This is a genomic window from Vibrio sp. 2130-1, assembly GCF_033339515.1.
In genome coordinates this window covers 1-13,029 of record NZ_JAWOUT010000023.1, presented here as the reverse complement: position 1 = coordinate 13,029, position 13,029 = coordinate 1, and the positions used below count along the sequence as shown (strand labels likewise).

Here is a 13,029-nt window from a genome sequence, read left to right as displayed (position 1 = left end):
AGCCGACCAGAAGGTCGGCTTTTGCAATCTTTAACGGCTATCAATTAAGCTTCGAATGGGTGAACTTTGATGATAGTTTCGTTACGGTCAGGACCTGTAGAGATGATGTCTACTGGAACGCCAGTTAGCTCTTCAATACGCTTGATGTAGTCAAGAGCGGCTTGTGGTAAAGCATCTAGTGACTTAGCACCAAATGTGTTCTCAGACCAACCAGGCATTGTTTCGTAGATTGGCGTTGCTTTTTCGAATGCTTCAGCAGCCATCGGAGAAACTTCTAGCACAGAGCCATCTTCCATCTTGTAACCAGTACAGATTTTTAACTCTTCTAGACCATCTAGTACGTCTAGTTTAGTTAGACAGAAACCAGATACAGAGTTGATTTGGATTGCACGACGCATAGCAACAGCATCGAACCAACCTGTACGACGTAGACGACCAGTTGTCGCACCGAACTCGTGGCCAACTTCACCTAAGTGCTTACCAATTGGATCTTGCTTATCTAAACCGTCGTATAGTTCAGTCGGGAATGGACCAGCACCAACGCGAGTACAGTACGCTTTCGCGATACCCAAGATGTAACCGATGTGACGAGGACCAAAACCAGAACCTGCAGCAACACCACCAGCAGTCGTGTTAGAAGACGTTACGTACGGGTAAGTACCGTGGTCGATATCAAGTAGTGTACCTTGTGCACCTTCGAACATGATCTTGTCGCCGCGCTTACGTGCTGCGTCTAGTTCGTCAGTTACGTCGATAACCATTGACGTTAGTAGTTCAGCGTAGCCTTTAGCTTGCTCAAGTACTTCTTCGTAGCTTACTGGTTCCGCTTTGTAGAAGTTAACTAGTTGGAAGTTATGGAACTCCATGACTTCTTTTAGCTTCTCTGCGAAAGTCGCCATATCGAATAGGTCGCCAACGCGTAGACCGCGACGAGCAACTTTATCTTCGTATGCTGGACCGATACCACGACCAGTAGTACCGATAGCTTTTTTACCGCGAGCGATTTCGCGAGCTTGGTCCATTGCAACGTGGTAAGGAAGAATTAGCGGACATGCTTCAGAAATGAAAAGACGCTCGCGTACTGGAATACCGCGCTCTTCAAGAGGCTTCATTTCTTTAAGTAGAGCTTCAGGTGATAGTACAACACCGTTACCGATAACACATTTTACGTTATCGCGAAGGATACCTGATGGAATTAAGTGAAGAACGGTTTTTTCACCGTCAATTACGAGAGTGTGACCTGCGTTGTGACCGCCTTGGTAGCGTACCACGTATTTTGCATCTTCAGTTAAAAGGTCTACGATTTTACCTTTACCTTCGTCACCCCATTGGGTGCCTAGAACGACTACGTTATTTCCCATCTTTCCAAGTCTGATTGCTAGTTAAAAATGGATTCTAGCACCGAATCACGCTTCTTGCAGTCATTTTTTGTTCACAGAGTTGCTACCAGAATGTCATCTTGCCGCTTTGTTCATTTTGAAATCAGCATATCACTGATAGTATTTAGCTTTCTCTATTCGACTGGAAAGCGCTATGTCTGAATCCATATGGTTGGCGATTGGGCTCGTCTTGATCGTGGAAGGCATTGGGCCACTGATTGCTCCTAACGGTTGGCGGAATATGGTGGCTCAATTAAGTGAACAACCCAACAATCAGCTACGACGCATCGGTGGCTGCCTAGTAGTTGCTGGAGCCGTAATCGCTATCATGATGAGCTAGCACTTAGCATCAGATACAAAAAAGGCTCCCTAAGGAGCCTTTTATTTCAATGAGACGCGGAGATTATTTCTCCATGCTGCCCTTCGACTGGTTCATGTATTGGAAGAACTCACTCTTCGGATCAAGCACCAGAATATCGCTCTTAGAGCTGAAGGACTTCTCATACGCACGTAGCGAGCGTAGGAAGCTAAAGAACTCAGGGTCTTTGTTGTACGCTTCAGCATAAATCTTCGCAGCCTCAGCATCCGCTTCACCTCGTGTCACACGCGCAGTTTTATCAGCTTCAGCTAGAATAGTTGCTACTTCTAGTTCTGCTTGAGCACGAATAACTTCCGCCTTTTCACGACCTTGAGAACGGTGCTTACGAGCAACGGACTCACGCTCCGCACGCATACGACGGTAGATAGACTCACTGATTTCATCAGGCAGGTTGATTTTCTTCATTCGGAAATCAACGACACGAACACCCAAGTCTTTCATTGCGCTTTCACGCGTGTCTTTCAATACTTCAGACATGATTAGGTCGCGTTCACCATCAATCTCAAGCGCCTCACGAGCCGCTTCAGTTGCGACAACATCGGCACTTGCGTCTTCTGGTAGCACATCATCGTTACGTGGACCAGATACGATCTGTTTGATTTCACGAGCACCGATTTCAGAACGAAGCACGTCCGTCACTTTACGCTCAAGTAGTGCCTCTGCCGTTAGCGAGTTACCACCGCCTGTCGCGAGGTAGTAGCGACCAAAATCTTCAATACGCCACTTCACGTAGGTATCAATGATAACGTCTTTTTTCTCAGACGTTACGAAACGGTCTGCACGACCATCCATTGTTTGGATACGTGCATCAAGTTGTTTCACACGGTCAAACAAAGGCATCTTGAAATGCAGACCAGGCTCGTAAATTCGAGTGATGTCGTTATTGTCTTTCAAGACACGACCAAATCGAACCACTATACCGCGCTCACCTTCAGGAATCACAAACAAAGACATCAACATTAATGCCAGTGCGATTACCAGTACAGGGATCATTAACTTACGCATTCTTAGTATCTCCCTTGACGTGAACCTGTTGAACGAGACTGCGTGTTCGAAGTGTCTTCTTGTGTACGATCAGACTCAAGTTGAATTTGATCATAAGTTGAAGATGACTTCGATTTACGTTTGGTATCTGCTTTGCCCTCTTGTCCCGCCAACTTATCGATTGGAAGGTAAAGAAGATTGCCGCTTGATTCCGAGTCAATCAACACTTTCGAAGTGCTTGAGTACACCTCTTCCATTGCGTCAATGTACAGACGATCACGCGTTACACCAGGCGCTGCTTGGTATTCTGGTAGTAGTTTTTCGAACTGTGCTACCTGACCAAGAGCCTCGTTAGTGACACGCTCATTGTAACCTTGTGCTTCTTTCTTCAAACGCTCTGCACGACCCGTTGCCTTAGGCAAGATTTCGTTCTTGTATGCTTCAGCTTCACGAATGAAACGCTCTTCATCCTCACGTGCTGCGATTGCATCATCAAACGCATCTTTCACTTGCTCTGGTGGACGAGCAGACTGGAAGTTCACATCAACAAGTACCAGACCCATATCATAGCTATCAATGATTTGGTTCAGTGTTTCTTGCGTAGTTTGACGAATTTGCTGACGACCACTGGTTAGAATGCTATCCATCAATGAGTCACCAATTACTGCACGTAGTGCAGAATCCGTTGCTTGACGCAAGCTGTCGTCTGCATTGGTTACACGGTACAAGTATTTGTATGGGTCAGTCACTCGGTACTGAACATCCATCGCAACTGTTACAACGTTTTCATCTTTGGTCAGCATTAGACCTGATGCACGTAGTGAACGAATCGCTTGTACGTTTACCGCTTCGTACTCATCAATAAAGCGAGGACGCCAGTTAAGACCTGGGTCTACGATACGATCGTATTTACCTAAACGCAGTACAACACCACGCTCTGCTTCACCGATGGTGTAAAAACCAGCGAAGAACCAAACTGCAACAGCAATCAGAGCAATCACGCCAAAGCCAATTGCACTACCACCACCGCCGCCGATTGGAGAACCACCGCCGCCTTTTTTACCAAACTTGCCGCCCAGCTTTTGACTCAGTTTGTTGAACACTTCATCTAAATCTGGCGGACCTTGATCTCGGCCACCAGGACGCTGGCCACCACGATTATTATTACCCCAAGGGTCATTATCGCGGCCATTGTTGCCGTTGTTATTTCCAGGCTCATTCCACGCCATTAGAAAGCTCCATCATTTGATATGACGTTATACTGTAGCAGTCCTTTAAGTGACTATAAAGCCAGTCAAAACTGCCCCTTCTCTTTTTTCAAGTCTAGACCAATCTACTTGCTGCATTCGAATATCGATCAACAAGTTACCATCCTGGTCATATTCCTCACGTTGAATACACTTCATTTGGAAGAAGGTACTACGGAATCGTCCTTGATACTGTGGAGGAATTCGCAACTGATGCTCGACCATTTGTGACGCCAGACGTTCCGTCAGCGCCTCAAACAGGACATCAATGCCCAACCCATCCATTGCTGAAACCCAAACTGCACGAGGTACGCCTTCCTCGTCTCGTTCTATACGTGGTTTCTGCGAATCTAGATTGTCGATTTTGTTCATGACAACCAGAGTCGGCACTTCATGCGCGTCGATCTCTTCTAGTACTTCATGAACAGCTTGAATATTCTCACGAAAACGCTCATCACTGGCATCAACAACATGTAACAAAATGTCAGCTTCTTGCGTTTCCTGCAAGGTTGCCTTGAAGGCCGCAACCAAGTCGTGTGGCAAATGTCGAATAAAACCAACCGTGTCTGCCAAGATGGCAGGACCAACATCTGCTAACTCTATCTTACGTAAAGTCGGGTCCAAAGTAGCAAATAATTGATCAGCCGCGTACACGCCAGCTTCTGTAATACGGTTGAAGAGTGTCGACTTACCCGCGTTGGTGTAACCCACAAGTGAAACCGTTGGGATTTCAGCTCGATTTCGGGCGCGGCGCCCTTGTTCACGCTGCTTCGCTACTTTGTCTAAGCGTCGCAGGATGGCTTTGATTCTGTCACGCAATAAGCGACGGTCGGTTTCCAGCTGGGTTTCACCCGGGCCACGTAAACCGATACCACCTTTCTGCCTTTCAAGGTGCGTCCAACCACGAATCAAACGAGTAGAGATATGACGAAGTTGAGCCAGCTCTACCTGTAGCTTACCTTCGTGTGTTCGAGCTCGTTGAGCAAAGATATCGAGAATAAGACCAGTGCGGTCGAGAACTCGACATTGGCACAGTGCTTCGAGGTTACGTTCTTGGGCAGGAGAGAGGGCGTGATTAAAAATCACAATTTCGGCACCCGTTGATTGTACCGCTGTAGCAATCTCTTGGGCCTTACCCTCTCCGACATAGTATTTCGGGTGTGGGGATTGACGACTACCAGTTACTACTTGTAGCGCCTCTACCCCAGCAGAAGAAACCAGCATTTCGAACTCAGCCAGATCTTCCCATTCACCTTCTTGCGTGAAGTTGATATGAACAAGTACGGCTCGCTCACCGGATTCATAACGGTCAAACAAGCAATCAACTCCTTATTTTAAAAATACTCGATGAAGAATTAATCTTCTGATTTCTCTTGTGGACGCTCACCTTGTGGACGTTCACCGCTGTGATGGCTCACTGGACGAGCCGGCACAACTGTTGAGATCGCGTGCTTGTACACCATTTGGTTAACAGTATTCTTCAGCAGGATCACAAATTGATCGAATGATTCGATCTGACCTTGTAGTTTAATACCATTCACAAGGTAGATAGATACCGGGATACGCTCACGACGTAGCGCGTTTAGAAATGGGTCTTGTAGAGATTGCCCCTTAGCCATTTTATTTTCCTTATTTAATTTGTAGTTGTAATTATTTAGCTAGTGGTGCAATGCAAAAGATACGGCTTTTGCATCTGAGCTAAACGAATCAAAAATGCACTCTAAGTAATTAGCAGCATAGTATAAAAACCGCCAACAACAGATCCTTTGAGAGTGCGTTCACGCAAAAACGATCACATTATACACAGCTATGTCAATCAGATGCTATTGCTTCCGACATCGTTTCTAATGCCTGTTCAATGTTCTCGCTATCCAACCAAGTTAAATCATCCCAGCTGCGTAACCAGGTGATTTGACGCTTGGCCAATTGACGAGTCGCGCATACGCCACGAAATACCGCTTCGTCACGTGTACACTCCCCATCTAAATACTCCCACATCTGTCGGTAACCGACGCATCGTATGGAAGGAAGATCGGGGTGAAGATCTTTTCGCGAATGTAACGCTTTCATTTCTTCTTCAAAGCCCGCTTCCATCATCATCTCGAAACGGAGTTCAATCCGACGGTGAAGTTCTGCCCTATCCTTGGGAGCTATTGCAAACTGCTTGACTCGGTATGGTAGGCTTTCACCTTTCGTTTGAGTCAATTCAGTCAAAGTTTTACCTGAAATGCGAAAAACTTCCAATGCCCGAGATAAACGTTGGGGATCATTGGGATGGATTCTCGCAGCTGACACAGGATCAACCTCTTTGAGTTCATCGTGCAACACTGACCAACCTTTAGTCAATGCCTCTTGTTCAATTTGCTGACGAATTTCAGGATTTGCAGCAGGAAGTGGTGATAAACCTTCAAGTAACGCCTTGTAATACAGCATTGTTCCACCCACAAGAAGTGGGATTTTTCCTTCTGCAACAATATCATCCATCGCTTTCAATGCATCTCGACGAAAGTCGGCGACAGAGTAAGATTCACTTGGATCCAAAATATCTATCAAGCGATGAGGCGCCAAACTTAACTCTTTTTCATCCGGTTTCGCCGTACCGATATCCATCCCTTTGTAGATCAAAGCAGAATCAACACTGATGATCTCAACCGGAAATTTTTGACGAAGACGAATCGCCAGCTCAGTTTTGCCTGATGCAGTTGGCCCCATTAAAAATAGCGCCAAAGGTAGTTTATCTGTCATGGTTTTAATTTGGCTATCGTGGCAGAGAAATCAACAGCGGATACGAATTTTGTATCTTCTAATGGCAATTGACCATGTCTTAGCTGTTCAAGTTCCGCAATAATTTGAATGGCTTCAGAAAAAGTATAGTGACTCTTCACTGTCGTGACCTGTAATGCGAGCCAATCTATCAACTCAGACAGCATCTGAGCCGCTGCTATACCTTCGTTCACACAAGATTGCGCGTAAGATAACAGATCTGGTACTAAATTTTGTAAGTTTTGTTGACGCAGCGGAGCTGGGACGCCCATCACCATTAAGGCGTGCTCGTTTCTCGCTTTCAATTGAATACCAAGCAATGCCAAATCTTGTTGATAATCTTGGGCCAGTCTCACTAATTCGGCCTCTAACTTAATAGATAGAGGAACAAGCAGAGGTTGTGCCTTAAGTGCACCATCGCTTGGAGTGAGCTGGCCTTTTATACGATAAAATTCTGCTCTAGGTAACGAGACTAACGCCGCCCCACTGTCACTGCTCATCAAAACAAATTGTTCATCGACCACCATCAGCGCTTTGCCTAATGCAGTAATCGATGGCATTGATGTGTGCGAAGTTATCGTTTGGGGCGCTATTGGAGTGACTGCCTGAGCCTCAAACTCTGGCGTTTTCAACAGCTCGTGATAAGCGCGTACTTCTTGTTTAGTTGGCGCTGGTTCTACGTGGCGCTCTTTACTGTGACTTGGCTTTGGTGCAGGTTTGGATTCCACCCAATCATTACGTTTGAATGACTCCACTACGCGCGCCTCTCGCACGGAGGTTTCACTAGGACCGCTATTACGAGGCTTCACTTCATAATCACTGCGTCCAGGATAAGCCGGTGTACTCTCTATCGCTTGATAAACCCGTTCTGGTACTGGTGAAGATGCTGGCTCTTGTACTTTTTCAGGCTCTGGCGAATGCTCAATCTCTTCGGACTCAGTCGGTTCCACGCGATGAAATGCCGATTCATTCACCTGTGGTTTATCAATCACGGCGCTTTGTGAAAGTGCATCCGTCAAAGCTTGATAGATGAAATCATGCACCAAACGAGCTTGGTGGAAACGCACTTCATGCTTAGCAGGGTGAACATTCACATCTACTTGGTGCGGATCTAGCTCAATAAAGAGCACATACGCAGCAAACTGATCTGGCTTTAAGCTCATTTCATAACTTTGACGAATCGCGTGATTGATTAATTTGTCACGCATCATTCGGCCATTCACATAGCAATATTGTAAATCGCTTTGCTGCCTTGCTCCCTCTGGTGTGGTAATCCACCCATGTAACTTTAACCCTTGATGCTCAAGCTCGATTCTGAGCATATGCCGCACAAACGCATTACCGCAGACAGCAGCAATACGCTTTTCGGTTTGAAGCTGATTTTTCGCCGCGCGATATTGACGGATGATCTTGCCGTTATGACGCACATTGATGGTGACATCAAAGCGGCTTAACGCAATGCGTTTCAATAACTCATCAATATGAGCAAATTCGGTTTTCTCCGTACGAAGAAACTTGCGACGCGCTGGAGTATTAAAAAATAAGTCCAACACCTCAACGGTAGTGCCAATCGGGTGCGCTGCTGGCTTAAGCTTCACCTGCATATCACGCCCTTCGGAGTAGGCACTCCAGGCTTCTTCTTGTGCCGCAGGACGCGACGTGAGCGTCAAACGCGAGACTGAGCTAATACTGGCTAACGCTTCACCGCGAAAACCTAGACTCATAATGGCTTCGAGATCATCTAAGGTATGTATCTTAGATGTCGCATGACGACTGAGCGCTAAGCCGAGTTCATCTTTCGCGATACCTTTTCCGTTATCACGAACACGAATCAGCTTTGCGCCTCCTTTCTCGATATCGATATCGATTCGAGTTGCGCCAGAATCAAGACTATTTTCAACCAGCTCTTTAATCACAGAAGCAGGTCTTTCGACCACTTCCCCTGCGGCGATTTGGTTTGCAAGTCTGGCTGGCAAAATTTTAATCGTCATAATGAGTTAGAAGCTCACCTACTTGTTTGGAATGATCAGGACTTGCCCAACCGCTAGCTGATCAGAGCGTAAGTTATTCGCTTTACGAATGCTCGATACGCTAACGCCGTATTTGGACGCTATTTTGCCAAGGAACTCACCCCGAGAAACCTTGTGCTTACGAATCGGTTTATCTTTTACCGCGACCGTTATCTTCAACTTTTGCCCTACCCACAAGGTATCTGACTTCAAGTTATTCTCTCGGCGGATATCTGAAACCTTCACTTTATAGTGATTCGCAATCTTACCTAAGAACTCACCAGACTTAACCTTGTGCGTAATGGTTTCTGTCTCAACAGTAATCGGTTTACTTGGCACTTTAATCGTACCAGCAGAAGGAATGTTGAGCTTCTGACCAATTGCCAAGCCTGTCGACTTCAAGTTGTTTGCCGACATCAGCGCTTTAGAGCTAAGCCCATATTTGTTCGCGATCACCGATAATGACTCGCCACGCTTTACAATATGTACCATTGGCTTCGCTGAAGGCGAGAACACCGTACCCTCTGGTGGGTTATCTTTTAAGTACTTGACGACCGCCTTAGTGATAGCCTGAGCTAACTTATCTTGGTGCGCTCGTTGAAACAGTAAACGCTCTTCTGTTGGGTTAGAAATAAAGCCCGTTTCCACTAGCACAGACGGAATCTGTGGAGAGCGTAAAACCGCAAGGCTGGTGTTGATCGGTTTGGTGTTATGCAGGTGCGCAACACGTCCCATCTCACCTAGGATTTCTGTTGCCAACTTATAGCCTTCTTTTTGTGAATGACTAAACTGCAAGTCCAACAAAGTTTGGTTCACGTTACGATCTTTTGTCTTCGTGAAGAACGCATTACCCGAGCCGCCCAATAACTCAGACTGTTTCTCATGGTTCTCGACCCAACGAGCAATTTCGGTATTTGCACGACGAGTATTTAGTACGAAGACCGATCCACCGCGAGGCTTCGGTGAAGTAAACGCATCTGCGTGAATGGAAATCAGCAAGTGCGCATCATTTTCACGAGCAATCGCGACACGACGGTTTAAGTTTACAAAATAATCTCCCGTACGAGTCATGCGCGTTTTAATACCAGGAGTCGCATCGAGCTGAGCAGCAATTTTTCTTGAGATACTCAATACCGCATCTTTCTCGTACTTACGACGTGAAGGGCCAATAGAGCCAGGGTCTTCCCCACCGTGACCAGGATCGATAACAATTAACACTTCTTGAGCTCGTTGAACTGAACTCATGTCTTTGCTGGCCGCCGCTGGCTTACTCGGTTTAGAGGTCGATGCCTTCTTACCGTGCGGTAAATCAATCACCAAGCGGTGACCATACTGCCCACCTGGTGTTGGGCTTAATTTAAATAATTCCGCTTGAACGCTCTTTTTTAGTTCAAACACCAAACGATAAGTGCCCTTCTCTGGAGGCGAGCTTTTTCGTACCAGTTTTAAAACAGGGCTATCCGTAACAGTAACAGGCAGTTTGGCCTGCATCGTCGTGCTTTTTAAATCCACGACAAGGCGATCCGGCCCTGATAAAGAGAAATAGGAATAGTCAGCTTCCGAGCCTAAATCGATGACAACACGTGTTTCATCAGGTGAAGGCCAAACTCGAAAACTCTTAACGACGTTAGCAAATGCTAAATTGGGGATGAGAAGGAGAAAAGTGGCGACAAACGTCGCCACTACTCTAAAATTTGAAAAACTCAACATAGCTCCAATCGACTGAGTAACTGCACACCATAATCATTATTAGCTGTTAGTTCGGCTACACGTTGCTCACCTTGGTAGCGAATGTTTACATCAAGATCCGGTTGTGGCAGTAAGCCATGCCCTTTTTCAGGCCATTCAACCAAGCAAATCGCATCGTCTGTGAAATAGTCTCGAATCCCCATAAACTCAAGCTCTTCAGGATCCGCAAGACGATAAAGGTCGAAGTGATATACTTGCCACTGATCCAACTGGTACGGTTCGACTAGAGTATAAGTTGGACTTTTCACGTTACCTTGATGACCAAGAGCACGGACAAAACCACGACTAAAGGTTGTTTTACCTGCACCCAAATCACCATGCAGATAAATTGTGGTTTGCTGGGAACAAAGCTGAGCCAAAGCGGTGCCTAGTGCAACCGTTTCATGCTCATCTTTTAAATTGAATTGTTTCGTGCTCATTGATGCTTCTCTAACTAATGATCGTTGACTATATAAAAATCAAAAGAACAGGAATAGTAAACCGTGTTGGTTTTGAGAGACAAGCTTTCAAATGTCATATGTGCGAAAAAAGTATCCAATAAACGGTATCTTAATCATCTTAGTATCGACCTAGATTTAGAATATATGCAAATGACTTCAATAAGCAGTATTCACAACATCAAAAACGTACCTAACTGGGTAGCACCAAAGCCAGAGATCCGTTAAGATCCGCCCCCCTTTATTCCGGTGGTTAACATGAACTACGAACAACTCGCACAACAAATCAAAGTTTGGGGAAAAGAACTCGGCTTCCAAAAAGTTGGGATCTGCGACGTTGATCTGAGTGAACATGAAGCAGCACTACAAAAATGGCTTGATGCAGGCTATCACGGCTCCATGGATTGGATGGCTCGTCACGGTATGATGCGTGCTAGACCCCATGAGCTACTCCCGGGAACCGTTCGTGTTATCAGCGTCCGGATGGACTATCTGCCACCAGAGGCTCAATTCGCTTCGAACCTCGCGAATAAAAGTCATGCCTATATTAGCCGCTACGCACTAGGGCGCGATTATCACAAGCTCGTCAGAAAGCAGCTAAATAAGCTCGGCAAACTTATTGAACAAGAGGTTGGTCAATATGGTTACCGACCTTTCGTTGATTCCGCACCAATATTAGAGCGACCTCTCGCCCAAAAAGCGGGCTTAGGTTGGACCGGGAAACATTCCCTGATTTTAGATCAAGACTGTGGATCGTGGTTCTTTTTAGGTGAACTACTTATCGACTTACCACTACCCGTAGATGAGCCAAGTGTTGATCAGTGCGGTAAATGCAAAGCATGCATTACATCATGCCCAACACAAGCCATCGTTGAAGACAAAATTGTCGATGCCAGGCGTTGTATCTCTTATCTCACCATCGAGTTCGATGGCGTGATTCCTGAAGAGTTTCGAAAGCCAATGGGTAACCGCATTTATGGTTGTGACGACTGTCAATTGGTTTGCCCATGGAACCGCTACGCCGACATAACGGAGCAAGATGATTTCCACCGTCGTGACAGTTTCAAAAACCCTGACCTCGTCGACATGTTTAACTGGGATGAAGCGACTTTTCTAAAAAATATGGAAGGCTCCGCTATCCGTCGTATTGGTCATATACAGTGGCTACGTAACATCGCTGTCGCACTTGGTAATGCAGAATATAGTCAGCGAATCATAGATGCGCTGGAAAGTCGGCAAGGTGAAAATAAATTACTTGATGAGCACATTAAATGGGCTTTGACAGAGCAACTGAATCAACTCCCCACTGAGAGTAATTCATCTATAGAGACGAAAAAGCAACGCTTAATAAGGATAGTCGAGAAGGGACTGCCGAGAGACGCATAGAGCGTAGTCTATATGCAAGAGATTGAAAGTACTTTTGCATGTTCAATTCATGACCTTGTTCTCAATTTTGTAATGTGGAAAAAAATTTGAGATTCAAGAAAAACAAGCTAGCAGAAAAAAGTTAAACACAGCTCGGAGAAATGACTAGGATCAAAAAAATACCAGTTAATGATCGTATTTTAACGTACTCGATCCGACAAAAAACTTATTTTTTCTTTATATAACAACGATTTAATTGATATTTCTTTGTTGTTTCAACTTCACTTTAGAGAAAAGATCTTTCTTCCCCATCATAAAAAGTCAAGCTAAAAACACTTTATCAACCAACTTATCCACAGAACGACGTATGTGGATAACTCTGTTAATTAAAGTAGATAAAACACGCGAAGCCTCATCATACTTGTACGTCAGCCGATTCATATCGTGTTTTAAACACAAACGAAATCGTCCGACATCATATGATGCGGATAAAAGTTTAGCTTTTGGGGATTCATGCTTCGCAGCATTATGAAAAGAGCGATGTGATTGGTTGCGAGAAGCAGGCGTTGAATCAAGCGGCGCATCCGTAGACGACTTAACAATTGTATACTAAATAAGTACTCAATCTATCGTCTTGTATTTGGTTGCGGGGGCCGGATTTGAACCGACGACCTTCGGGTTATGAGCCCGACGAGCTACCAAGCTGCTCCACCCCGC

At 45.5% G+C, this 13,029-nt stretch carries 11 protein-coding genes; 2 read left to right on the top strand and 9 right to left on the bottom strand.

Features of this window, described 5'->3' with window-relative positions:
- Positions 1 to 44: 44 nt before the first annotated feature.
- Positions 45 to 1,361, bottom strand: a complete 1,317-nt coding sequence (locus R7Q09_RS22240; RefSeq protein ID WP_005381385.1) for an adenylosuccinate synthase — start codon at positions 1,359 to 1,361, stop codon at positions 45 to 47.
- Positions 1,362 to 1,533: 172 nt separating this feature from the next.
- Here R7Q09_RS22240 and R7Q09_RS22235 point away from each other — a divergent pair, with 172 nt between their 5' ends.
- Positions 1,534 to 1,719 carry a DUF2065 domain-containing protein gene (locus R7Q09_RS22235; protein ID WP_005381383.1) on the top strand — a complete coding sequence of 62 codons (186 nt, stop codon included), beginning with the start codon at positions 1,534 to 1,536 and terminating at the stop codon, positions 1,717 to 1,719.
- 63 nt (positions 1,720 to 1,782) lie between these two features.
- Here R7Q09_RS22235 and hflC read toward each other — a convergent pair whose 3' ends face one another.
- The 8 genes from hflC to tsaE all read right to left on the bottom strand — a co-directional run bounded on the left by hflC (position 1,783) and on the right by tsaE (position 10,929).
- A complete protein-coding gene (gene hflC, locus R7Q09_RS22230; RefSeq protein ID WP_005381382.1) occupies positions 1,783 to 2,763 on the bottom strand; it encodes a protease modulator HflC in 981 nt (326 codons plus the stop codon).
- 2 nt (positions 2,764 to 2,765) lie between these two features.
- Positions 2,766 to 3,971, bottom strand: coding sequence for an FtsH protease activity modulator HflK (gene hflK, locus R7Q09_RS22225; protein WP_017633728.1), 1,206 nt, complete (start codon positions 3,969 to 3,971; stop codon positions 2,766 to 2,768).
- A 45-nt stretch (positions 3,972 to 4,016) separates the two neighbouring features.
- On the bottom strand, positions 4,017 to 5,306 hold the full coding sequence (hflX, locus tag R7Q09_RS22220; RefSeq protein ID WP_005381380.1) for a ribosome rescue GTPase HflX: 1,290 nt from the start codon (positions 5,304 to 5,306) through the stop codon (positions 4,017 to 4,019).
- A 38-nt stretch (positions 5,307 to 5,344) separates the two neighbouring features.
- Positions 5,345 to 5,608 (bottom strand): RNA chaperone Hfq, encoded by a 264-nt coding sequence (gene hfq, locus R7Q09_RS22215; protein WP_005381379.1) that lies wholly within the window; start codon positions 5,606 to 5,608, stop codon positions 5,345 to 5,347.
- Positions 5,609 to 5,801: 193 nt separating this feature from the next.
- Entirely contained in the window at positions 5,802 to 6,734 is a 933-nt protein-coding gene (miaA, locus tag R7Q09_RS22210; RefSeq protein WP_213969935.1) for a tRNA (adenosine(37)-N6)-dimethylallyltransferase MiaA, read from the bottom strand.
- Positions 6,731 to 8,743, bottom strand: a complete 2,013-nt coding sequence (mutL, locus tag R7Q09_RS22205) for a DNA mismatch repair endonuclease MutL (RefSeq protein ID WP_213904072.1) — start codon at positions 8,741 to 8,743, stop codon at positions 6,731 to 6,733. The genes miaA and mutL overlap by 4 nt, the downstream gene beginning before the upstream one ends.
- 18 nt (positions 8,744 to 8,761) lie before the next feature.
- On the bottom strand, positions 8,762 to 10,471 hold the full coding sequence (locus tag R7Q09_RS22200) for an N-acetylmuramoyl-L-alanine amidase (protein ID WP_005381374.1): 1,710 nt from the start codon (positions 10,469 to 10,471) through the stop codon (positions 8,762 to 8,764).
- Positions 10,465 to 10,929 (bottom strand): tRNA (adenosine(37)-N6)-threonylcarbamoyltransferase complex ATPase subunit type 1 TsaE, encoded by a 465-nt coding sequence (tsaE, locus tag R7Q09_RS22195; RefSeq protein ID WP_005381372.1) that lies wholly within the window; start codon positions 10,927 to 10,929, stop codon positions 10,465 to 10,467. Before tsaE ends, R7Q09_RS22200 begins: the two co-directional genes overlap by 7 nt.
- A gap of 276 nt (positions 10,930 to 11,205) precedes the next feature.
- Here tsaE and queG point away from each other — a divergent pair, with 276 nt between their 5' ends.
- The gene (gene queG, locus R7Q09_RS22190) at positions 11,206 to 12,333 is read left to right on the top strand and encodes a tRNA epoxyqueuosine(34) reductase QueG (protein ID WP_213868912.1); all 1,128 of its coding nucleotides are present in this window, start codon (positions 11,206 to 11,208) and stop codon (positions 12,331 to 12,333) included.
- Positions 12,334 to 13,029 lie beyond the last annotated feature (696 nt).

Excerpts from the sequence above, each read along its gene's own strand:
- R7Q09_RS22240 (WP_005381385.1), bottom strand. The coding sequence starts at position 1,361 with ATGGGAAATAACGTAGTCGTTCTAGGCACCCAATGGGGTGACGAAGGT.
- R7Q09_RS22235 (WP_005381383.1), top strand. The coding sequence starts at position 1,534 with ATGTCTGAATCCATATGGTTGGCGATTGGGCTCGTCTTGATCGTGGAA.
- hflC (WP_005381382.1), bottom strand. The coding sequence starts at position 2,763 with ATGCGTAAGTTAATGATCCCTGTACTGGTAATCGCACTGGCATTAATG.
- hflK (WP_017633728.1), bottom strand. The coding sequence starts at position 3,971 with ATGGCGTGGAATGAGCCTGGAAATAACAACGGCAACAATGGCCGCGAT.
- hfq (WP_005381379.1), bottom strand. The coding sequence starts at position 5,608 with ATGGCTAAGGGGCAATCTCTACAAGACCCATTTCTAAACGCGCTACGT.
- miaA (WP_213969935.1), bottom strand. The coding sequence starts at position 6,734 with ATGACAGATAAACTACCTTTGGCGCTATTTTTAATGGGGCCAACTGCA.
- mutL (WP_213904072.1), bottom strand. The coding sequence starts at position 8,743 with ATGACGATTAAAATTTTGCCAGCCAGACTTGCAAACCAAATCGCCGCA.
- R7Q09_RS22200 (WP_005381374.1), bottom strand. The coding sequence starts at position 10,471 with ATGTTGAGTTTTTCAAATTTTAGAGTAGTGGCGACGTTTGTCGCCACT.
- tsaE (WP_005381372.1), bottom strand. The coding sequence starts at position 10,929 with ATGAGCACGAAACAATTCAATTTAAAAGATGAGCATGAAACGGTTGCA.
- queG (WP_213868912.1), top strand. The coding sequence starts at position 11,206 with ATGAACTACGAACAACTCGCACAACAAATCAAAGTTTGGGGAAAAGAA.